The organism is Streptococcus porcinus, from assembly GCF_900475415.1.
GTDB lineage: Bacteria > Bacillota > Bacilli > Lactobacillales > Streptococcaceae > Streptococcus > Streptococcus porcinus.
Window position 1 is genome coordinate 138,683 of record NZ_LS483388.1, and the last position, 20,992, is coordinate 159,674.

At 39.1% G+C, this 20,992-nt stretch carries 20 protein-coding genes; 19 read left to right on the forward strand and 1 reads right to left on the reverse strand.

The window, feature by feature from the left end:
• The first annotated feature begins 13 nt into the window (after positions 1–13).
• The 10 genes from DQM45_RS00865 to DQM45_RS00910 all read left to right on the forward strand — a co-directional run bounded on the left by DQM45_RS00865 (position 14) and on the right by DQM45_RS00910 (position 10,244).
• The gene (locus tag DQM45_RS00865; protein ID WP_003083839.1) at positions 14–1,342 is read left to right on the forward strand and encodes a D-serine ammonia-lyase; all 1,329 of its coding nucleotides are present in this window, start codon (positions 14–16) and stop codon (positions 1,340–1,342) included.
• Positions 1,343–1,585: 243 nt separating this feature from the next.
• Positions 1,586–1,909, forward strand: a complete 324-nt coding sequence (locus tag DQM45_RS00870; RefSeq protein WP_003084579.1) for a hypothetical protein — start codon at positions 1,586–1,588, stop codon at positions 1,907–1,909.
• Positions 1,899–3,899: a V-type ATP synthase subunit I gene (locus DQM45_RS00875; protein ID WP_003082583.1), complete on the forward strand. Its 2,001-nt coding sequence runs from the start codon at positions 1,899–1,901 to the stop codon at positions 3,897–3,899. The genes DQM45_RS00870 and DQM45_RS00875 overlap by 11 nt, the downstream gene beginning before the upstream one ends.
• A gap of 1 nt (position 3,900) precedes the next feature.
• The gene (locus tag DQM45_RS00880; RefSeq protein ID WP_003085045.1) at positions 3,901–4,380 is read left to right on the forward strand and encodes a V-type ATP synthase subunit K; all 480 of its coding nucleotides are present in this window, start codon (positions 3,901–3,903) and stop codon (positions 4,378–4,380) included.
• Between the two features lie 63 nt (positions 4,381–4,443).
• Positions 4,444–5,028: a hypothetical protein gene (locus DQM45_RS00885; RefSeq protein WP_003083164.1), complete on the forward strand. Its 585-nt coding sequence runs from the start codon at positions 4,444–4,446 to the stop codon at positions 5,026–5,028.
• A gap of 8 nt (positions 5,029–5,036) precedes the next feature.
• Entirely contained in the window at positions 5,037–6,047 is a 1,011-nt protein-coding gene (locus DQM45_RS00890; protein WP_003083747.1) for a V-type ATPase subunit, read from the forward strand.
• Positions 6,037–6,357 carry a V-type ATP synthase subunit F gene (locus DQM45_RS00895; protein WP_003086097.1) on the forward strand — a complete coding sequence of 107 codons (321 nt, stop codon included), beginning with the start codon at positions 6,037–6,039 and terminating at the stop codon, positions 6,355–6,357. Before DQM45_RS00890 ends, DQM45_RS00895 begins: the two co-directional genes overlap by 11 nt.
• Before the next feature lie 44 nt (positions 6,358–6,401).
• Positions 6,402–8,177, forward strand: coding sequence for a V-type ATP synthase subunit A (locus DQM45_RS00900; protein WP_003083622.1), 1,776 nt, complete (start codon positions 6,402–6,404; stop codon positions 8,175–8,177).
• 1 nt (position 8,178) lies between these two features.
• Positions 8,179–9,561, forward strand: coding sequence for a V-type ATP synthase subunit B (locus tag DQM45_RS00905; RefSeq protein ID WP_003085243.1), 1,383 nt, complete (start codon positions 8,179–8,181; stop codon positions 9,559–9,561).
• A 59-nt stretch (positions 9,562–9,620) separates the two neighbouring features.
• Complete coding sequence (locus DQM45_RS00910; RefSeq protein ID WP_003083608.1) at positions 9,621–10,244, forward strand: V-type ATP synthase subunit D; 624 nt, start codon at positions 9,621–9,623, stop codon at positions 10,242–10,244.
• Between the two features lie 95 nt (positions 10,245–10,339).
• Here the strand turns inward: DQM45_RS00910 and DQM45_RS00915 are convergent, their stop codons facing one another.
• Complete coding sequence (locus DQM45_RS00915) at positions 10,340–11,113, reverse strand: glycyl-radical enzyme activating protein (protein ID WP_003085443.1); 774 nt, start codon at positions 11,111–11,113, stop codon at positions 10,340–10,342.
• Between the two features lie 125 nt (positions 11,114–11,238).
• On the opposite strand from DQM45_RS00915, the gene DQM45_RS00920 reads away from it, so the two are divergent.
• The 9 genes from DQM45_RS00920 to DQM45_RS00960 all read left to right on the forward strand — a co-directional run bounded on the left by DQM45_RS00920 (position 11,239) and on the right by DQM45_RS00960 (position 20,991).
• Entirely contained in the window at positions 11,239–11,982 is a 744-nt protein-coding gene (locus DQM45_RS00920; RefSeq protein ID WP_003085096.1) for a DeoR/GlpR family DNA-binding transcription regulator, read from the forward strand.
• Positions 11,983–11,999: 17 nt separating this feature from the next.
• On the forward strand, positions 12,000–12,980 hold the full coding sequence (locus DQM45_RS00925; RefSeq protein ID WP_003082908.1) for a sugar-binding transcriptional regulator: 981 nt from the start codon (positions 12,000–12,002) through the stop codon (positions 12,978–12,980).
• Between the two features lie 299 nt (positions 12,981–13,279).
• Positions 13,280–13,600, forward strand: coding sequence for a PTS lactose/cellobiose transporter subunit IIA (locus tag DQM45_RS00930; protein WP_003084477.1), 321 nt, complete (start codon positions 13,280–13,282; stop codon positions 13,598–13,600).
• A gap of 27 nt (positions 13,601–13,627) precedes the next feature.
• Positions 13,628–13,936 carry a PTS sugar transporter subunit IIB gene (locus DQM45_RS00935; RefSeq protein WP_003084311.1) on the forward strand — a complete coding sequence of 103 codons (309 nt, stop codon included), beginning with the start codon at positions 13,628–13,630 and terminating at the stop codon, positions 13,934–13,936.
• A gap of 9 nt (positions 13,937–13,945) precedes the next feature.
• The gene (locus DQM45_RS00940; protein ID WP_003085708.1) at positions 13,946–15,247 is read left to right on the forward strand and encodes a PTS sugar transporter subunit IIC; all 1,302 of its coding nucleotides are present in this window, start codon (positions 13,946–13,948) and stop codon (positions 15,245–15,247) included.
• 215 nt (positions 15,248–15,462) lie between these two features.
• Positions 15,463–17,880 (forward strand): glycyl radical protein, encoded by a 2,418-nt coding sequence (locus tag DQM45_RS00945; RefSeq protein ID WP_003083257.1) that lies wholly within the window; start codon positions 15,463–15,465, stop codon positions 17,878–17,880.
• Positions 17,881–17,894: 14 nt separating this feature from the next.
• On the forward strand, positions 17,895–18,563 hold the full coding sequence (locus DQM45_RS00950) for a fructose-6-phosphate aldolase (RefSeq protein ID WP_003084854.1): 669 nt from the start codon (positions 17,895–17,897) through the stop codon (positions 18,561–18,563).
• Between the two features lie 72 nt (positions 18,564–18,635).
• Entirely contained in the window at positions 18,636–19,730 is a 1,095-nt protein-coding gene (locus DQM45_RS00955; RefSeq protein WP_111724847.1) for a glycerol dehydrogenase, read from the forward strand.
• A 172-nt stretch (positions 19,731–19,902) separates the two neighbouring features.
• Positions 19,903–20,991, forward strand: a complete 1,089-nt coding sequence (locus DQM45_RS00960; protein ID WP_003085323.1) for an ABC transporter permease — start codon at positions 19,903–19,905, stop codon at positions 20,989–20,991.
• Position 20,992: the final 1 nt, after the last annotated feature.

Below are 20,992 nucleotides of genomic sequence, written 5' to 3' on the forward strand. Positions count from 1 at the left end.
AAGGAGGCTTGTGATGAGTCTAGAAACTTGGAAAAAAGAAATACCTGAACTTGAAAAAGTGATGAACTATGAAGAACTTTTTTGGATGAACGATTCTTATCAAGGCGTTGATGCCGCTAATAAGGTGTCGCAGTTTGGAAAAGCCGATATCAAAGATGCAGAAGACCGTTTGAAACGCTTTGCTCCATACTTTGCCGATAATTTTGAGTGCACCCGTGCTAATAATGGTATTATTGAATCTGCCATCTCAGAAATCCCAGAGTTTCAACACTTTTTAGAATCTCAATACCAAATCAAAATTCCAGGACAGATGTATTTAAAACGTGATGATACGTTGCCAATAGCTGGGACTATTAAGGCTCGCGGAGCTATTTATGAGGTGCTAAAACATGCTGAAACATTAGCGTTGGAAGCAGGGATGTTAAGTGGCTATGATGATGATTATCGGAAATTTGGCAGTCCTGAATTCAAAGAGTTCTTCAGTCAGTACAAGATTATGGTTGGCACTACTGGAAATTTGGGAATCAGTGTCGGTATCATGGGTGTTTCACTTGGTTTTGAAGTGGTTATTCACATGTCCTACGATGCTAAGGAGTGGAAGAAACAATACTTGCGCGATCATGGTGTTGTCGTTATTGAACATAAGACAAATTTCACTGAGGCAGTTAATCAAGGCCGTGCTGAGTCCGATGCAGATCCCAAATCTTACTTTGTAGATGACGAGCATTCGGTGGATCTATTCTTAGGCTATACTGTTGGACCTTGCCGATTGAAGAAACAGTTGGAAGAAAAAAAGATTCTCGTCGATGAAGACCATCCACTCTTTGTCTTCTCACCATGTGGTATTGGTGGCAGTCCTGGCGGTACAGCCTTTGGTTTGAAACAGATATATGGTGATCACGTTCACTGTTTCTTTGCTCAACCAACACATATGCCGTCCATGTTGGTTGGCCTATTAACCAAAGAATACTCTAAGGTTTCTGTGGCTGATTTTGCTATTGATGCGAAAACAAATATGGATGGTTTAGCTGTTCCTAGAACGTCTGGTTTTGTAGCTGAATTGATGCATCATTACTTTAATGGGGGAATTACCATTTCTGAAGAGCACCAAAAACTCTTCTTGACAAAAATGATTGATTTAGAAGACATTCACTTAGAACCGGCAGCTCTAGCGGGTACTATTGGACCAGCAATGCTCTTTGGAACAGAAGAAGGCCGTGCCTATCTGAAAGCTTATGACTTGGAAGACAAGATGCAAAATGCAACCTATATTGCATGGGCGACTGGTGGTAGTATGGTGCCAAAAGCAGATATGGAAGAGTTCTACCAAGAAGGTAAATAAAGCCATTCTGATGATGTCTCTAGCAGAATTAGCTTTGAAATGGTCTAGCTAAACTAGGGACAAGTAACATAGCATTAGGGGAGGCCTATTTCTGGGTGGTAGATGGTTAGTGACTTTTTGTTTCGCTACTAAACTAGCCATCAGGAAATAAGCCTCTCTTTTCTATTTATAAAAACATGAGAACAAGGGTGTTTGGTTGGCATGCGGTGACTGTTGTCAGTGCCTATAGATGAGGAGAAGAACGTGACAAATTCTATCATATCAAAGATGACCTCTATTGAGCTGGAAGCTAAGGCCATTTATGAAGATTATGAAACTAAAAAATTAGCACATGCTATCCAGTTTAAAGATAAGTTGGAAGCCTTAAGGCTGAGTTATGACCTAGAGACACAAAAACAAGTAGAAGATTTAAAAGAGGCTCTGGCTAAGGAATTGGCTCAAGAAGAAGCAGCCACTTTAGCAAGGCAACAAGCACAAGAAAGAGCTATTGAGCTTTTTTTGGCTGATCAAAAAGAGCACTTGGTTGATCAGATTGTGGACAGGGTGGTAGAAAAATATGGCTATTAGTCAAATGAAGAAACTGTCTATTATCTTAGAGCAAGATATCCTAGATCAGTTTTTACAATTTTTACAGCAAAGGCAAGTCGTTGAAGTACGGAATGTTCGCCAGTTAGATGAATGGCAGGAAGCTTTTCAAGAAAGGACTGATACTTGTCCTAAAATATGGCAATTTGCTGATAAGTCTGAAGGGAATTTAGAAGGCAATCAGACTTTAGCCTATTTTAGACGGCAAGAAGAAGAAATCAAAGACGTCATCAAAGCATTAACAGGTATTATCCCGCCTAAAAGTAAATTGGCCACTCTCAAAAAGCAAAAACCCTCTATTCAGTTTGAGGATTTAGAAGATTTAAAGCGACAAAAAGAGGTTAAGGAGCTTCTTTGTTATTATCAGGAAAAAATACAGAGACTGAAAACGATTAACCAGGCTTTGGAAGGGCTTGATGTGGAATTAAAAGATCTTAGAAAATGGGAGCAGTTAAAAATTGTACCCCGAGATCTTGCTGATTTAAACGTTTTAGCTGGTCAGATTGGTACCATTCCAAGTACAGCGGATGATAGTTTTTACCGCCAATTACTGGCTAATCCTCATATTGTATTGGAGAAAGTCTTTCAGACAGAGTTAGAGTATGGAGTTCTTTTGTTTTGGGATAAGCAACAAACAGTCGCTCTGGAAGATTACCATTTTAAAGCACTTGATTATCCCTATCAGTTGTTACCAGCTGAGTTACTCTTAGAAAAAGAAAAGGCCATTAAGGCCTATAAGGCTGAAAAAGAACAGCTAGTGTTAGAATTATCTAATTCAGCAGACCAGATGGAAGAACTCTATATTCAGCTAGACTATTGTAGTACTTTAAACTTACGGCAAAGTGCCAAGCAGTTGCTAGCTAGGAGTTGCTATTTAGTTGCTATTGAAGCATGGATTGAAGCAGACCAAGTAAGGGGACTAGAAATGGCGGCTCAAGACCAATTTGGCTGCTCGGTTTATATACAAGCTACTGATGTTGAACAAGCGGAGTGGGATGAGGTGCCGATTAAACTTCGTAACCACACTATTATTGAGCCGTTTGAGTTAGTAACGGAAATGTATGCTTTGCCTAAGTATTATGAAAAGGATCCGACTCCTCTTTTAGCTCCTTTTTATTTTACGTTTTTTGGGATGATGGTAGCTGATCTAGGTTATGGTCTTCTCTTAGGTTTAGTGGCCAGTCTTGCTCTAAATTTGGGTAATCTAGATGTTAAAAAGAGACGATTTCTTAAATTTTTTAGGACACTTGGTGTTGCAGTCGCCTTATGGGGACTGATTTATGGTTCTTTTTTTGGTTTTGGTTTGCCTGTCCATCTGCTATCAACAACCAGAGATGTGATGTCCATTCTTATCTTATCAGTCATCTTCGGTTTTGTGACAGTGATTGTTGGTTTGCTTTTGAATGGCTTACAGCAAGTAAAAATGAGGGATTATGCACAAGCTTATAGTTCAGGCTTTGCTTGGTGTTTGATATTAGTAGGGTTATTTTTAATGGCAATAGGCTTACTGATACCTTGGCTAGGCTTTTTAATCACAACTGGGAAATGGTTAGCTATTGTAAATGCTATAGGAATTGTCCTTGTTGCTGTGCTAAAATCTAAAAATTTTGCAGGTTTAGGAGTGGGTTTATACCAACTCTATAATATTAGTTCCTATATTGGCGATTTGGTAAGTTTTACGCGTCTTATGGCTTTAGGGCTATCGGGAGCAAGTATCGGATCAGCTTTTAATTTAATTGTGAGCATTTTTCCTCCTTTAGGGCGATTTACGATAGGTATTGTGATTTTTGTTTTTTTACATGCTATTAATATTTTCTTGTCCTTATTATCAGGATATGTTCATGGTGCTAGACTAATGTTTGTTGAATTTTTTGGTAAGTTCTATCAAGGTGGAGGCAGAGCTTTTAACCCCTTAAAAGTAGCTAATAAGTATGTGGTCATTAAGAAAGAAAGTCAAATGGAGGAAGAATAATATGGAACAGTTAGCAAGTTATTTTACAAGTCACGGAGGCGCTTTTTTTGCCGCCTTGGGGATTGCTATTGCGGTTGGTTTTAGTGGCATGGGCTCAGCTTATGGTGTTGGGAAAGCGGGTCAGGCTGCCGCTGCTTTATTAAAAGAAGAACCAGATAAATTTGCATCAGCCTTAATTTTGCAACTATTACCAGGAACGCAAGGCTTGTACGGTTTTGTTATTGGTATTTTAATTTGGTTACAATTAACTCCCAACTTAGCTCTTGAGCAGGGAGTGGCTTACTTTTTTGTTTCTCTACCAATAGGACTTGTTGGTTACTTTTCTGCTAAGCATCAAGGAAATGTAGCAGTGGCTGGGATGCAAATTTTAGCCAAGCGTCCTGAGGAATATATGAAGGGAGCTATCTTAGCTGCTATGGTCGAAACCTACGCTATCTTAGCCTTCGTTGTGTCCTTTATATTAACATTGCGGGTTGGTTAGGCTTGTGTGTTATTTAGGACAAGTCAGGCTGAGGCTGCTTAGTGTGTTTGAAGGGAGGATTGTATGAGTGATATTGAACAACTAAAAGCCACTATTCTTGAACAAGCTCACCAAGATAGCCAAAGGAAATTTAGGGTGGCTATTGAGGAATTGGAACGAGAATTCGAGTTAGATAGAGAAGCTATGCGAACAGAAAAAGAAGCTTATCGCACAGAACAATTGAGAGAGATTAAAAGTCATTTTCAAGTCCGCAGTCAAGAGGGTAGAAATCAGGAAAAGCAGGCTAGTTTATCTTTTAAACAAAAGGTTTTAGGTGACTTATTTGCAAGAGCTTTACAAAAGATGGAAGCTTTTACCAGTGAGCAAGAGCTTTCCTTTTTGAAGGCTGTCCTTATGCAATTTCCCAATCAAAAGATTAGTGTTCAATTGGGAGAAACAACAGCTCAAAAATTGAACCAGCAAGTCTTAGCCAATTGTAAGGATACATTCCCAGAGGTAAGCTTTCGGTCTGAGCTGATTGAAAATGAGTCAGGCTTTGTCTTATCCTTAGGGCAGATTGATTACAATTACCTTTATAAAGAATTGGTAGCTGCTTTATATAGAGACGAAAGTGCGCAGTTTTCAAAGCTTATTTTTAATAGTCACTAGGGGGTCTTATGGATCACGATCAATTTTCACAACTTAATACAAGTATCAGTGTTAAAGAAAAAGACTTCATCTCTGAACAAGAATTCACGATGCTCCTCAATGCAAAAAATAAAGAGGAACTGAGTCTCTTGTTACAAAAAACACCCTATTCTATAAACATTACTGATTTAGATAATTTAGACACTGTTGAGAAGGTATTAATGAAAGAGTTGGAAAAGACTTTTAAGTGGGTCTCTGCTGAGTGTCCAGTTCCTGAGATTGTGGACTTGTTTATCCTGCCCTACCTTTACCACAATGTCAAAGTTCTTCTCAAAGCAAAGGCTAGTCAAAAGAATTTAGATCATTTATTGATTCCTTTTGGCGGAACTTCTTTACCAGCTTTGCAGCATCTTGTGAGGACTTTAAAGTCTGATTATTTTCCTGCTTATTTTGAGGAGGAAATCCAGTCTATTTGGGAAGAGTATGTTGATTATGGGGATAGTCGGGTAATTGAAATTGGGGCTGATTTAGCTTATTTTAAACACCTGCGGCGAATTGCAGAGCAGTTAGATGACCCCGTTTTTGATAAGGCAGTGGATATTCTAACAGACTCCTATAATGTGCTGACGCTGATGCGTGCAAGAAACTTGAACAAGTCAGATGGCTTCATTAAACAATTATTAACAGAACAATCAAGCTTAACCTACCAAGAGCTTACTTGCGGCCCTATTTATCAGACCTTAAGTAGTTGGTATAACCAATTACTCCCAGAGAATTATTCAAGTAGGCTAGCTAATTATGAGCAAAAAATAGCTAAGGGGGAGCTAAGCATTAGGGAATTGGAAGAATTAGTTGATCTTTTAATCTTTTATCTCTTTGATGATAGTAAATTTACTTGCCAAGGCCCTTATCCAGTAGCTCGTTTTCTTTTAACAAAGTTATTTGAAATCAAGAACTTACGGTTAATCTTATCAGCCAAGGTAAATCAGCTACCGCTTGATTTGGTAAAAGAAAGGTTGAGACCCTTTTATGAATACTAAAACCTATAAAATTGCTGTTGTGGGAAATCGGGATCTAATTCTACCATTTCATATGATTGGTTTTCAGACTTTCCCTGTTATTGAAGCACAAGAGGCAACTAATACTTTACGTCAGTTAGCAAAGGCTAACTTTGGCATCATTTATGTAACAGAAGACATTGCACAGCTTATCCCAGAGACAATAGCGCGTTATGATAAAGAACTGATGCCAGCCATTATTTTACTTCCAAGTTATAAGCACAAAGAAAGAATTGCGTTAAATCGGCTTCAGGAGCGTGTTGAAAGAGCTGTTGGGCAGAATATCTTATGAGGTTTTGGATAGGATCCCAAGTAAATAGTAAAAAGGAGAAAAAGTTGAGCCAAGGAAAAATTATAAAAGTTTCAGGCCCTCTAGTGGTTGCATCGGGCATGGCAGAAGCTAATATTCAAGATATCTGTCGGGTAGGTAAGCTTGGACTTATCGGTGAAATTATTGAAATGCGAAAAGATCATGCTTCGATCCAAGTCTATGAAGAAACGTCAGGGGTTGGTCCCGATGAACCTGTAGTGACGACCGGCGAACCCTTATCTGTAGAATTGGGTCCGGGTTTGTTGGCTGAGATGTTTGATGGCATTCAAAGGCCTTTGGAACGGTACCAAAAGACTACCCAGAGTGACTTTTTATTGCGAGGTATTCATATTCCGAGTTTGGATAGGACACGCTTATGGACTTTTGTGGCGACTGTGGAACTTGGCGGTCAGCTTGTGGCTGGTGATATTGTGGGCTACGTTCAAGAAACAAAGGTTATTGAGCATCGGATTATGCTTCCTCCTCATGTTTCAGGGGAGCTGATTGCTATTCAATCTGGAGATTTTAGTGTTGACGATATTGTTTATCAGATTAAGCAAGATGATGGCACTATTTACCAAGGGACTTTAATGCAAAAATGGCCGGTAAGAAAAAATAGGCCGACCAAACAAAAACTCATTCCGAAGGAACCTTTGGTTACGGGGCAGCGCGTTATTGATACTTTCTTTCCTGTGACTAAAGGCGGCGCAGCGGCAGTTCCTGGACCTTTTGGTGCGGGAAAAACAGTTGTTCAGCACCAAATAGCCAAATTTGCGAATGTTGATATTGTTATTTATGTTGGCTGTGGTGAACGTGGCAATGAAATGACGGATGTTTTGAATGAATTCCCTGAGTTAATTGATCCTACGACAGGTCAGTCAATTATGGAACGAACAGTCTTAATTGCCAATACTTCTAATATGCCAGTAGCAGCTCGCGAAGCCTCTATTTACACTGGTATCACGATTGCAGAGTATTTCCGCGATATGGGCTATTCAGTTGCCATCATGGCTGATTCTACTTCTAGATGGGCAGAAGCTTTGCGGGAGATATCAGGTCGGTTAGAGGAGATGCCTGGAGATGAAGGATATCCTGCCTATCTTGGAAGCCGAATTGCGGAATACTATGAACGTGCAGGTCGTTTTAAACTCCTAGGAAGCGATGCGCGTGAAGGGTCAATTACGGCTATTGGGGCGGTATCACCTCCTGGTGGTGATATTTCAGAGCCGGTCACTCAAAACACTCTTAGAATTGTGAAAGTTTTTTGGGGCTTAGATGCTCCATTAGCGCAGAGAAGGCATTTCCCAGCCATTAACTGGTTGACATCGTATTCACTTTATAAGGACGAGGTTGGACGCTATATCTGTCAACATCAAGAAGCAGACTGGCCACAAAAAGTCAGAGAAGCTATGGCAATCCTCCAAGAGGAATCACGTTTGGAAGAAATTGTTCGACTGGTGGGTATGGATTCCTTATCTGAGCAGGATCGTTTAACCTTAGCTATTGCGAGACAAATTCGCGAAGATTATTTGCAACAAAATGCTTTTGATGTAGCTGATACCTTTAGTTCTTTTAGTAAGCAAGCTGCCATGCTTAGCAATATTTTGCTCTTTAAAGAAGAAGCCAGCAAAGCGTTGCAATTAGGGGCTTATTTTTCAGAAATTATGGAGGGAACAATTGACCTTCGTGATCGGATGGCAAGGAGCAAGTTTATTCTAGAGGAAAACATTAAGCAGATAGAGGAGATAGGCCTTGAGATGAAGGCATCCATACAAGCGATTTTAGAGAAAGGAGGTGTCTGAGATGGAGCAAATCAAAGAATATCGGACGGTTTGTGAAGTGGTTGGTCCTTTAATGATTGTTGATCAGGTTTCTGGTGTCCACTATAATGAGTTGGTGGAAATCACGATGCAAAATGGCGATAAGCGTCAAGGTCAAGTTTTAGAAGTTCATCATGACAAGGCTGTCGTTCAGCTTTTTGAGGGTTCTAGTGGGATTAATTTGGCCAAATCAAAAGTACGTTTCACCGGACACCCCTTAGAGCTTGCTGTTTCTGAAGATATGGTTGGGAGAGTATTTGATGGCATGGGAAGACCGCTTGACGGCGGTCCAGAATTAATAGCCGAAAAGTTCTTGGATATTGATGGTCAAGCTATCAATCCAATTTCGCGTGACTATCCGGATGAGTTTATCCAGACTGGAATTTCAGCTATTGATCACCTAAATACTTTGGTCCGTGGGCAAAAATTACCTGTTTTCTCGGGTTCTGGGCTACCCCACAATGAATTAGCCGCGCAAATTGCGCGCCAAGCAACTGTTCTAGGTGATGATGGGAAGTTTGCAGTGGTCTTTGCAGCTATTGGAATCACCTTCGAAGAAGCTGAATTTTTTATGGAAGATCTTCGAAAAACAGGTGCTATCAGCCGCTCTGTCCTCTTTATTAATTTGGCAAATGACCCTGCTATTGAGAGAATTGCAACTCCTCGGATTGCTTTAACAACAGCGGAATATTTGGCCTATGAAAAGGGCATGCACGTGTTAGTGATTATGACAGATATGACAAATTATTGTGAAGCCTTGAGAGAAATCTCGGCAGCAAGAAGAGAAGTTCCAGGTCGGCGAGGTTATCCAGGTTATCTTTATACTAATTTGTCAACCTTATATGAGCGGGCTGGTCGTTTAGTGGGAAAAGCAGGTTCGGTCACACAAATCCCTATTTTGACTATGCCTGAAGACGACATTACCCATCCAATTCCAGATTTGACAGGCTATATTACCGAAGGTCAGATTATTCTTTCACATGCGCTTTATAACAGTGGTTTGGAACCACCCATTGATATTTTGCCCTCTTTATCCCGTCTAAAGGATAAAGGTTCCGGAGAAGGAAAGACAAGGATAGACCATGCTGCAACCATGAATCAACTTTTTGCAGCTTACGCGCAAGGTAAGCAAGCAAAAGAATTGGCTATTGTGCTTGGAGAATCGGCTTTATCAGAAACTGATAAATTATATGTTACCTTTACCAACCAATTTGAAGAAAGATACATTAATCAAGGGTTCGCTCAAAATCGTTCCATTGAAGAAAGTCTCAACTTGGGCTGGGAACTCCTCTCCATCTTGCCAAGAACAGAATTGAAACGGATTAAAGCTGAGATGATTGACCACTACTTAGGAAAAGTTGATTAGCTTAACCTCAGCTGTGGTTGATTGAGCCTATGCTATCTTAAAGAAAGGTTTATTATGAGATGTCAAGATTAAATGTTAAACCCACACGAATGGAACTCAATTCGTTGAAAAAACGGTTAAGGACTGCTAAAAGGGGCCATAAACTTTTAAAAGATAAGCGCGATGAACTCATGCATCATTTTGTTGATTTAATACGCGAGAATGATAAGCTCAGGCGTCAGGTTGAAGAGTGTTTAATTGAGAACATGCAAACCTTTGTTTTGGCAAAGTCACTTGAAAATAGTGCTGTCGTTGAAGAATTGTTTTCCATTCCTATCCATGACCTCTCACTTTATATCGAAGTGGATAATATTATGAGTGTCCGTGTTCCTAAATATCACATTCAGGAAGAGCAAGATAGTGGAGAGGCTAATTTTTCATATAGTTTTTTGGCATCAAACAGTGAGATGGATCAAACCATTCAGAATATGGAAAACCTTTTGCAGCCGATGCTAAGATTGGCAGAAGTTGAAAAACAGTGTCAGTTGATGGCTGATGATATTGAAAAAACACGTCGTCGTGTCAATGGTTTAGAACATGCTATTATCCCTCAACTGATAGAAACTATTCATTATATTGAATTAAAACTTGAAGAAGCTGAAAGATCCCACTTAGTTCGTATTATGAAGGTTAACAAACCTTAAAGATTTGCTAGATAGATAACTTAGAAGCTGTGTGCAATTTCTTATGAACAAAAAAGTATCCACCATAATGAAATTGGATGGATACTTTTTGACTGTTAAAAATAGCAATGAATCTGATGTTGAAGAAAAACTTGGCGATAATCTTCTAAATCTTCCGGATGATAGGCAGGTACGTCAGTCATTTGGTAGTCTCGTCCGAGGAGTTTGTATTTATTTTCGCCGAATTGATGGAAAGGTAATAATTGGACTTCACTGATTTCTAGTTGATTAAAAAGTTCTGAGAAGGCTTTAGCATCTTCTAAAGAATCATTAAAATTGGGGATGACAGGGATGCGTAGGACAATCTCTTTGCCCATTGCGAAGGCATAATGAATGTTTTTGATAATCAGGTCATTGGTGACACCTGTCATTTTGCGATGCCTTACTTGGTTATAGTGCTTTAAGTCTGTATAGATGAAATCTACATACTGTATCAGATCAATAAATTGTTCATGTTTAGCATAAGCTGTTGTTTCAATGGCAGTATGGAGGCTTTTTTCTTTGGCAGCTTTGAGGATAGCCTTGGCGAAATCATATTGAGCAAAAATTTCACCACCAGATAAAGTTAAGCCACCGCCAGATTCTTCGTAAAAATCGAGATCTTTTAAAACGTCCTCGATGACCATATCAACTGTTTTAAGTTCCCCAACGGTCTCATAAGTTTGTCCGTCTGCTTTAAGCATCTGCTCGGGTTGTTTTTTTTGTGATTCTGGATTAGCACACCAGGGACAACGCAGGGGGCAACCTTTTAAAAAGACAGTTGTCCGAATACCCGGACCATCGTGGATACTAAAATGCTGAATATTAAAGACAATGCCTGATTCTGTCATAGTTCAAAATCCTTTCCTAGTAATCTAATGATAGCAAATAAACGTAAATAAATCAATTACGTTCGTAAGCAGATTTATTTTTTCATTTCCTAAGAAACCTGATATAATAGATGTTGAGGTGAATAATGAACAGATTAGAGAAAATCATTCAATTGGTTTCGGACCATAAACGTATTGATGTTAACAGTTTATCAAAACATTTAGGAGTTTCGAAAGTAACCGTTCGAAAGGATCTAGATAAACTAGAGAGTAAAGGACTTTTACATCGAGAACATGGTTACGCCGTCTTAAATAGTGGTGATAACTTAAATGTACGCTTGTCCTATAATTACAATATCAAACGGAAAATCGCAGAAAAAGCGGCCGAATTGGTTCAAGACAATGATACGATTATGATTGAATCGGGTTCAACTTGTGCATTATTAGCAGAGGTTCTTTGTCAGACTAAACGTAACATCAAAATCATTACCAATTCTTGTTTCATTGCTAATTTTCTAAGGCAATATGATTCTTGTCAGATTATTCTATTAGGTGGCAATTATCAGCCTAATTCTGAGGTAACGGTCGGACCTTTACTTAAACAGATGGTTGATCTTTTCCATGTTGATCGGGTTTTTGCAGGAACGGATGGCTTTAGCCCTAAAATCGGTTTTATGTGTAAAGACATGATGCGTTGTGAAAGTGTACAATATATGGCGGATGCGGCGGAAGAAACGATTATTCTGACTGATTCTAGTAAGTTTTTAAAAGCTAGTCTGGTTCAACAGCTTAGCCTTGACCGGGTGGGGCGTGTCATTACTGATCAAAACCTTGATAAAGAGAGTCAACAACTGCTAAACTCCTTTGGGATTGTTTTAGACTATGTCTGATGGTGTAGGTGTCTATGATGAGAGAAGAAAAGCGGCGCATGCTGGCTAAGCTAGCTTACTTATTTTATGTTGAGGGCAAAAGCCAGACACAGATTGCTGAGGAGACAGGAATTTATCGCACAACTGTTAGTCGTATGCTGGCAAAGGCGAAAAAAGAAGGTATTGTTCGTATCGAGATTGCTGACTATGATACGCATCTGTTTGGTTTAGAAGAGTATGTTCGGCAAAAATATGGTTTGGAAAAAATTGATATTGTGCCAAACGATCCAGAGGATAGTCTAGCTAATACTCACAGTAAGGTTGCAAGAACAGCAGCTGAAGTTTTGCGTAATACGGTTAGAGATGGGGATAAAATTGGGATTGCTTGGGGAGCAACCTTGTCCAGTGTAATTGATGAGCTGGACCCTAAATCCATGACGGGTGTCTCTGTTTGTCCGCTTGCAGGTGGTCCTAGTCATATTAATGTCCAATTCCATGTTAATACCTTAGTTTACCGGCTGGCTAGAATTTTTCAAGGGAAGAGTACTTTTATTAATGCTATGGCTGTGCAGGAGAATAAAGACCTTACTAATGGGATCTTACAGTCTAAATATTTTGAAAGTTTATTAGAAAGCTGGAATCAACTTGATTTAGCCATAGTGGGGATTGGTGGCGAAGCGCATAGTGGGGAAAAAAGTCAGTGGCTTGATTTGTTAACCATTGCCGATTTTGAACAGTTAAAAAAGGAAGAGGCGGTAGGTGAAGTTTGTTGCCGCTTCTTTGATCAGTACGGTAATCCTGTTTATATAGGTTTACAAGAACGAACCATCGGTATTTCACTCAAGCAATTGGAACAGGTACCAAAAACGTTAGCAGTTGCAAGGGGAGCTTATAAAGCAAAGGCTATCTTGGCAGCACTGAAGGCAGGTTTTATTAACTATTTAGTGACAGATAAAGATACTTTGATGCGTGTGTTAGAGTTAGATGATGATCTTGAAAACGTCAAACACTTTTGCTAAAGGAATAAATGTTAAGTCTTGATGCTAATCAGGGCTTTTTTTTGCGCAAAAGACTAGTTGATTTCTATTATTGGTTTCTGTCTTAGCATCTATTTGTTTAGGCACATAGTGAGGGTGTAAGTGATAAATAGTTAGTTGTTTGCACAAATGTGCACAAATAAAAAGATGGCACGATAGGCATTGACCCTGATGGCAAAAATGCTAGAATAAAATTATAGGCGAAAGGAAAACGGTTACAATTGCAACTGTGAAACTTTCAAAAGAAAGCTATAACAAAGTAAAATAAGGAGATGAAAGAAATGGAATTAATCGTACCTGATCAAATTATCATGGGTTTAATTTTAAATGCTGGAGATGCCAAGCAGCATATCTATCAGGCTTTGAAGTTTGCAAAATCTAAGGACTATGAAAATAGTGAACGTGAAATGGCGCTTGCTGACAATGCTCTATTAGAAGCACATAATTTGCAGACCCAGTTTTTAGCTCAGGAGGCGAGCGGGAATAAATCAGATATATCGGCTTTATTTGTCCATTCACAAGATCACTTGATGACAACCATTACTGAAATTAATTTGATTAAAGAAATTATTGATCTTCGTAAAGAATTAGCAACTAAGTAGATTTAGAAATAACTAAAGGAGACAAAGATGATGAAAATTGGTTTATTTTGTGCAGCAGGTTTTTCTACAGGGATGCTGGTTAACAATATGAAAGTAGCAGCTGAAAAAAGAGGAATAGAATGCCAGATAGAGGCTTATTCTCAAGGGAAATTGGCAGATTATGCTCCTCAGATTGATGTCGCTCTCTTAGGTCCTCAAGTTTCTTATACTTTAGAAAGCTCAGAAGCTATCTGTCAAGAACATGGTATTCCAATTGCAGTCATCCCGATGGCTGATTACGGGATGTTGGATGGTGAAAAAGTGCTTGACCTAGCCTTAGGTCTCGTTAAAGGATAGGAGTCCAAGATGGCCAAGATAAATACACAAAAAATCATTGCACCGATCATGACTTTTGTTAATATGAAAGGGATTATTGCTCTCAAAGATGGGATGCTTGCTATCTTGCCCTTAACAGTGGTCGGGAGTCTCTTTTTAATTGCTGGTCAGATACCATTTCAAGGTGTTAATGAAGCTATCGCAAAGGTTTTTGGTGAGAACTGGACAGAGCCATTCATGCAAGTTTACTCCGGTACTTTTGCTATTATGGGTTTGATTTCTTGTTTTGCTATTGCCTATTCCTACGCTAAAAATGCTGGTGTTGAACCCCTTCCTGCAGGTGTTCTATCATTATCTGCCTTCTTTATCTTATTAAGATCTTCCTATATTCCAGTAAAAGGAGAAGCTATCGCAGATGCCATTAGTAAGGTCTGGTTTGGTGGTCAAGGGATCATTGGATCCATTCTTATTGGGCTAGTTGTTGGCGCTATCTACACGGAATTTATCCGTCGGCATATAGTGATAAAAATGCCCCCGCAAGTGCCACAAGCTATTGCTAAGCAGTTTGAAGCAATGATTCCAGCTTTTGTTATTTTTACTTTGTCAATGATCGTCTATCTTATTGCAAAAGCTGTTACTGGCGGTGGAACGTTTATTGAGATGATTTACTCAGTGATACAAGTTCCTCTACAAGGACTAACAGGCTCCCTTTATGGTGCGATTGGTATTGCCTTCTTTATTTCATTCTTGTGGTGGTTTGGAGTACATGGGCAATCAGTAGTTAACGGAATCGTTACAGCCTTGCTGTTGTCGAATTTAGATGCTAATAAAGCCTTGCTTGCTGCCGACAAACTGACTTTAGAGAATGGCGCGCACATTGTGACTCAGCAATTTTTGGATTCTTTCCTAATTCTCTCAGGTTCAGGGATTACTTGTGGTTTAGTTATTGCGATGATAGTTGCTTCAAAATCAAAGCAGTATAAGGCTCTAGGTAAGGTGGCGGCATTTCCAGCACTTTTTAATGTAAATGAACCAGTGGTATTTGGCTTTCCAATTGTCATGAACCCAGTCATGTTTTTACCTTTTGTTCTGGTTCCTGTTTTGGCAGCACTACTTGTCTACGGTTCCATCTCAATCGGCTTTATGCAACCTTTTTCTGGAGTCACACTTCCTTGGTCGACTCCGGCGATTATCTCTGGCTTTATGGTAGGTGGTTGGCAAGGGGCTCTTATCCAAATTCTTATTTTGATCTTGTCAACTATCATTTATTTCCCATTCTTTAAGGTTCAAGATAAAATTGCTTATCAAAATGAATTATCCGCTGAGAATTAAAACAAGTAAAAAGTTCCTTCATCTTTCTTAAGCCATCTCATTTTTAGAGATGGTTTTTTTTAAAATAAGGGATGCGTCAGAAGGTATATTTTGCACAATCGTGCAAAATAAAATGAATCAATTCTCTTATCATTGGAGGCTTCAAAAGTCCTCTGAATATGATACTATAGTTACGAAGGAAAGTTTTTTTATTACGAAAGAAAAAGGAGAGGCATATGACTGACTTGAAACAATCTTATTTTGGTACACTTACTGATAGAATGAATAACTATCGTGAAGCCGTTTTGACAAAAAAACCTTATATTGATGCTGAGCGTGCTATTCTTGTAACAGAAAGCTATCAAAAGCACATGGATAAACCTGCAAATCTTAAACGAGCTTACATGTTACAAAATATTTTGGAAAATATGTCTATCTATATTGAAGATGACAGTTTAATTGCAGGGAACCAGGCTTCCTCTAATAAAGATGCACCAATTTTCCCAGAATATACCTTAGATTTTGTGATTAAAGAATTAGATCTTTTTGAAAAACGAGACGGAGATGTCTTTTATATCACAGAAGAAACTAAGGAACAACTAAGGGCTATTGCTCCTTTCTGGGAAAATAATAATTTACGGGCACGAGCTGGTGTCCTTCTCCCGAAAGAAGTTGATGTTTATATGGAAACAGGCTTCTTTGGTATGGAAGGAAAGATGAATTCTGGGGATGCACACTTGGCAGTTAACTACCAAAAACTGCTTGAAGAAGGCTTAATCGGTTTTGAAAAACGGGCCCGTGATGCTAAAGCTGCACTTGATTTGACCGTTCCAGAGAACATTTTTAAGTATCATTTTTACGACTCCGTCTTTATCGTCATTGATGCTGTTAAAACTTATGCAAAACGGTATGCTGACTTAGCACGTCATTTGGCCCAAAAAGCCGATGATGTCAGAAAAGAAGAACTTCTTGAAATCGCTAGGATTTGTGATAAGGTGCCCTATCAGCCAGCAGAAACATTTGCTGAAGCGGTTCAATCTGTTTGGTTTATTCAATGTATCCTTCAAATTGAGTCTAATGGACACTCTTTATCTTATGGCCGTTTTGACCAGTATATGTATCCCTATGTTAAAGCGGACTTGGAAGCGGGGCGTGAAACAGAGGCTTCTATTGTGGAACGCTTGACTAATCTTTGGATCAAGACTTTAACGATTAACAAAGTTCGTAGCCAGTCTCATACTTTCTCGTCAGCAGGTAGTCCTCTTTATCAAAATGTTACTATCGGTGGTCAAACAAGAGATAAAAAGGATGCCGTTAACCCACTTTCTTATATGGTATTGCGCAGTGTTGCCCAGACAAAACTTCCACAACCGAACCTGACGGTTCGTTATCATAAAGGATTAGACAAAAACTTTATGAATGACTGTATTGAAGTCATGAAGCTCGGTTTTGGAATGCCGGCCTTCAATAATGATGAAATTATCATTCCGTCCTTTATCAAAAAAGGTGTCTTGGAAGCAGATGCTTATGACTATTCTGCGATTGGCTGTGTTGAAACAGCAGTGCCAGGTAAGTGGGGATACCGTTGTACAGGGATGAGTTATATTAATTTCCCTAAAATTTTGCTTATTACCATGAATGATGGGATTGATCCATCATCTGGCAAACGATTTGCTAAGGGGCATGGACATTTTAAAGAGATGACTTCTTACAAAGAGTTGAAAGAGGCATTCGATGAAACGTTAAGGGAAATCACTCGTATGAGTGTCATTGTTGAGAATGCTATTGATCTCGGATTAGAATCAGAAGTGCCAGATATTCTTTGTTCAGCCTTAACAGATGATTGTATTGGCCGTGGTAAGACTTTGAAAGAAGGCGGAGCCGTTTATGATTTTATCTCTGGCTTGCAAGTTGGTATCGCCAATCTGTCCGACTCCCTAGCGGCGCTGAAAAAATTAGTCTTCGAAGAAAACAAGTTAAGCACAGAAGAATTGTGGCATGCTTTGGAAACTGACTTTGCTGGTGACCGAGGAGAAGAAATCCGACAAATGCTTATCAATGATGCACCAAAATATGGTAATGATGATGACTATGCTGATCAGCTTGTTGTTGAAGCCTATGATACTTACATTGATGAAATCGCTAAATACCCTAATACACGATATAATCGTGGTCCAATTGGAGGTATTCGTTACTCAGGTACCTCATCTATTTCTGCTAACGTTGGTCAAGGTAAAGGCACCCTTGCAACACCGGATGGTAGACATGCCGGTACCCCTTTAGCAGAAGGATGCTCCCCAGAGCACAGCATGGACAAGAAAGGCCCAACTTCTGTTCTTAAATCAGTTTCAAAATTACCGACAGAAGAAATTGTAGGTGGGGTTCTCTTAAATCAAAAAGTAAATCCTCAAACTTTGGCCAAAGAAGAGGATAAAATGAAATTAGAGGCGCTTTTAAGAACATTCTTCAATCGTCTTCATGGCTACCACATTCAATACAATGTTGTCTCACGCGAGACCTTGATTGATGCTCAAAAAAATCCAGAAAAACACCGTGATTTGATTGTTCGTGTAGCAGGTTATTCAGCCTTCTTTAACGTTTTATCAAAAGCAACGCAAGATGACATTATAGAAAGAACAGAACACACACTATAGGAGTAAACAAAACAATGGAATATATGTTAGACACTTTAAACTTAGATGAGATAAGAAAGTGGAGCCGGATTTTACCACTGGCTGGAGTCACATCAAACCCAACAATTGCTAAAAAAGAAGGGGCTATTGATTTCTTTGAACGTATCCGAGAGGTGAGAGCTATCATTGGCGATAAGGCTTCTATTCATGTTCAGGTTGTGGCTCAAGATTATGATGGCATTTTGAAGGATGCAGAAGAAATCCGAAAACAGTGCGGTGACTCCATATATATTAAGGTTCCGGTAACTACAGAAGGTTTAGCGGCCATTAAAACTTTAAAGGCAAAAGGTTATCTTATTACGGCAACTGCTATTTACACGACCTTTCAAGGACTTTTGGCAATAGCAGCTGGGGCCGACTATCTAGCCCCTTACTATAATCGTATGGAAAATCTTAATATTGACCCTGCAGTTGTGATTAGACAGCTTGCGGAAGCTATTGACCGTGATTTCTCAGAAAGCAAAATTTTAGCAGCTAGTTTTAAAAATGTAGGTCAGATTAATCAAGCCTTTTCTCAAGGAGCCCAAGCCGTTACAGCTGGTCCAGACGTCTTTGAAGCTGGCTTTGCGATGCCATCAATTCAAAAAGCAGTTGATGATTTTAGTAAAGATTGGGTTGATAACTACGGCAAGGAAATAATTTAAGTCATAGCTGATATGAGAATTAGTCTAGATAAAAACTTAAACAATGCTATTAAATAGAAACGAGGACTTATCATGAAAATTTTTGCGAGCCCATCACGTTATATCCAAGGAAAAAATGCTCTCTTTGAAAATCATAAAGTTATTCTAAAGCTTGGAACTAAACCAATATTACTTTGCGACGATACTGTTTATCAGATTATTGGTAAGGATTTTGAAGACTATCTCCATAGACAAGGCATACTAGCAGACCGTGTCCATTTTAATGGTGAAGCATCTGACAATGAAATTAAACGTGTTGTTGCAATCGCTAAGGAACAAAATAATGATTTAATCATTGGATTGGGCGGAGGTAAAACTATTGATAGTGCCAAAGCTATCTCAGATGAGTTAGGTGTTCCTGTTGTTATTGCACCGACTGTAGCTTCCACAGATGCTCCGACGTCTGCCTTATCAGTTATCTATACGGATGAGGGGGCTTTTGAAAAATACATTTTTTATGCTAAGAATCCTGACTTAGTCATTGTTGATACACAAGTTATCTGCCAAGCTCCAAAAAGACTTTTGGCCTCTGGTATTGCAGATGGTCTAGCAACTTGGGTTGAAGCGAGAGCGGTTTTACAAAAAAATGGTGAGACAATGGCTGGAGGCCATCAGTCCTTAGCAGGTATTGCGATTGCCAAAGCTTGTGAAGAAACGCTCTTTGCCGATGGATTAGAAGCGATGGCTAGTTGTGAGCAAAAAATAGTGACCAAAGCCTTGGACAATGTTGTAGAAGCAAATACTTTACTCAGTGGCTTAGGGTTTGAAAGTGCCGGTCTAGCTGCCGCTCACGCTATTCACAATGGCTTTACAGCATTAGAAGGGGATATTCATCATTTGACTCACGGTGAAAAAGTTGCTTATGGCACTTTGACCCAGCTCTTCTTAGAAAATCGTCCTAAAGAGGAGATTAATAAGTACATTTATTTCTACCAAGCGATTGGTATGCCGACAAGTCTAAAAGAATTGCATTTAGACAATGCTAGCTATGAAGACCTCTTGAAAGTTGGTCAACAAGCAACAATAGCTGGTGAAACAATCCATCAAATGCCATTTGTTATCACGGCAGAAGATGTCGCCGCTGCCCTTCTTGCAGTGGATGCCTATGTCAAAAATCTTACTCGCTAGTTGATAAATCATAACATTAAGACAGAAAAAATAACCCTGGAACTGCACCCCAAAAGTTAGAGACAAACTCTAACTTTTGGGGTGCTATTTTTATGAAATTGACTTATGAATGGTCATATTCAGGTCATAATTCTGTTTTATACTTTCCTTATTAGAAAAAGGAGTAATATGTATGAAAGTAGCATGGAAAGAACTGACTTATCAGCCTAAGAAATACCTTTTAATTGAATTTTTAATTGTGATTATGATTTTTATGGTAGTTTTTTTGACGGGTTTAACCAATGGTTTGGGTCGTGCTGTTAGTGCTCAGATTGAAAACTATGGCAAGATTAATTATTTACTATCAGAGGACTCAGAGGATATCATTAGCTTCTCGCATTTTTCTGACCAGACTTTAAAAGAGATAAAGAACCAAACCAGTCAGAAGGTAGCGGGGATGGCTATTCAGAGAGCTAGTCTCAAAAAGAGTTCAAATTCAGATACGATTGATGTTACTTATTTTGTTGTCGAGGATAGTTCTTTGGTTAACCCTGAAGTTGTGTCAGGACATAAGCTATCAACAAGCAAAGATCAGGTTGTCCTCGATCAGTCCTTTAAGTCTCACGGGATTAAGCTAGGTGATAAGATTCTTGATAGTAGCAGTAAGCATTCACTTGAAGTGGTTGGCTTTGCTAAAGATGCTATGTACGGCCACAGCGCAGTTGCCTTTATGAGACCTCAAACGTTTGCAAGTCTTAAAAAAGAAAGCATGCCTGGTTACAAATGGCAACCACAAGCCTTTGTCTCTCAAGAGAAATTCAACACAAAAGATCTTCCTAAAGAGGTGACTCAATTGGGACAAAAGGATCTTATTGAGAAAATTCCTGGTTATCAAGCAGAGCATTTGACTTTAACCATGATTACCTGGGTTTTACTAGTAGCTTCTTCAGCAATCCTTGGTGTTTTCTTTTATATTTTAACCTTGCAAAAATTAAAACAGTTTGGAGTTCTCAAAGCGATTGGGATGTCTATGAGTCAAATTTCTTTGATTCAGATGGGGCAAATTACCATGCTTTCGCTTTTAGGTGTTGGTATTGGCCTTGGATTAGCAACTGGTCTGGCACAAGTCTTACCAGCTAGTATGCCTTTTTATCTGAAATGGGACCATGTCTTGCTAGTAGCGATAAGCTTTATCCTTATTTCGATGATTTGTGGGGCTCTATCCTTGTTGAAAGTTAGAAAAGTTGATCCTTTGGAAGTTATTGGTGGAAATGGAGAGTAAG

What these genes read in the sequence shown, in the direction of transcription:
- DQM45_RS00865 (WP_003083839.1), top strand. Translation starts at nt 14, where the DNA reads ATGAGTCTAGAAACTTGGAAAAAAGAAATACCTGAACTTGAAAAAGTG.
- DQM45_RS00875 (WP_003082583.1), top strand. Translation starts at nt 1,899, where the DNA reads ATGGCTATTAGTCAAATGAAGAAACTGTCTATTATCTTAGAGCAAGAT.
- DQM45_RS00880 (WP_003085045.1), top strand. Translation starts at nt 3,901, where the DNA reads ATGGAACAGTTAGCAAGTTATTTTACAAGTCACGGAGGCGCTTTTTTT.
- DQM45_RS00885 (WP_003083164.1), top strand. Translation starts at nt 4,444, where the DNA reads ATGAGTGATATTGAACAACTAAAAGCCACTATTCTTGAACAAGCTCAC.
- DQM45_RS00890 (WP_003083747.1), top strand. Translation starts at nt 5,037, where the DNA reads ATGGATCACGATCAATTTTCACAACTTAATACAAGTATCAGTGTTAAA.
- DQM45_RS00895 (WP_003086097.1), top strand. Translation starts at nt 6,037, where the DNA reads ATGAATACTAAAACCTATAAAATTGCTGTTGTGGGAAATCGGGATCTA.
- DQM45_RS00905 (WP_003085243.1), top strand. Translation starts at nt 8,179, where the DNA reads ATGGAGCAAATCAAAGAATATCGGACGGTTTGTGAAGTGGTTGGTCCT.
- DQM45_RS00910 (WP_003083608.1), top strand. Translation starts at nt 9,621, where the DNA reads ATGTCAAGATTAAATGTTAAACCCACACGAATGGAACTCAATTCGTTG.
- DQM45_RS00915 (WP_003085443.1), bottom strand. Translation starts at nt 11,113, where the DNA reads ATGACAGAATCAGGCATTGTCTTTAATATTCAGCATTTTAGTATCCAC.
- DQM45_RS00920 (WP_003085096.1), top strand. Translation starts at nt 11,239, where the DNA reads ATGAACAGATTAGAGAAAATCATTCAATTGGTTTCGGACCATAAACGT.
- DQM45_RS00925 (WP_003082908.1), top strand. Translation starts at nt 12,000, where the DNA reads ATGAGAGAAGAAAAGCGGCGCATGCTGGCTAAGCTAGCTTACTTATTT.
- DQM45_RS00930 (WP_003084477.1), top strand. Translation starts at nt 13,280, where the DNA reads ATGGAATTAATCGTACCTGATCAAATTATCATGGGTTTAATTTTAAAT.
- DQM45_RS00935 (WP_003084311.1), top strand. Translation starts at nt 13,628, where the DNA reads ATGATGAAAATTGGTTTATTTTGTGCAGCAGGTTTTTCTACAGGGATG.
- DQM45_RS00940 (WP_003085708.1), top strand. Translation starts at nt 13,946, where the DNA reads ATGGCCAAGATAAATACACAAAAAATCATTGCACCGATCATGACTTTT.
- DQM45_RS00945 (WP_003083257.1), top strand. Translation starts at nt 15,463, where the DNA reads ATGACTGACTTGAAACAATCTTATTTTGGTACACTTACTGATAGAATG.
- DQM45_RS00950 (WP_003084854.1), top strand. Translation starts at nt 17,895, where the DNA reads ATGGAATATATGTTAGACACTTTAAACTTAGATGAGATAAGAAAGTGG.
- DQM45_RS00955 (WP_111724847.1), top strand. Translation starts at nt 18,636, where the DNA reads ATGAAAATTTTTGCGAGCCCATCACGTTATATCCAAGGAAAAAATGCT.
- DQM45_RS00960 (WP_003085323.1), top strand. Translation starts at nt 19,903, where the DNA reads ATGAAAGTAGCATGGAAAGAACTGACTTATCAGCCTAAGAAATACCTT.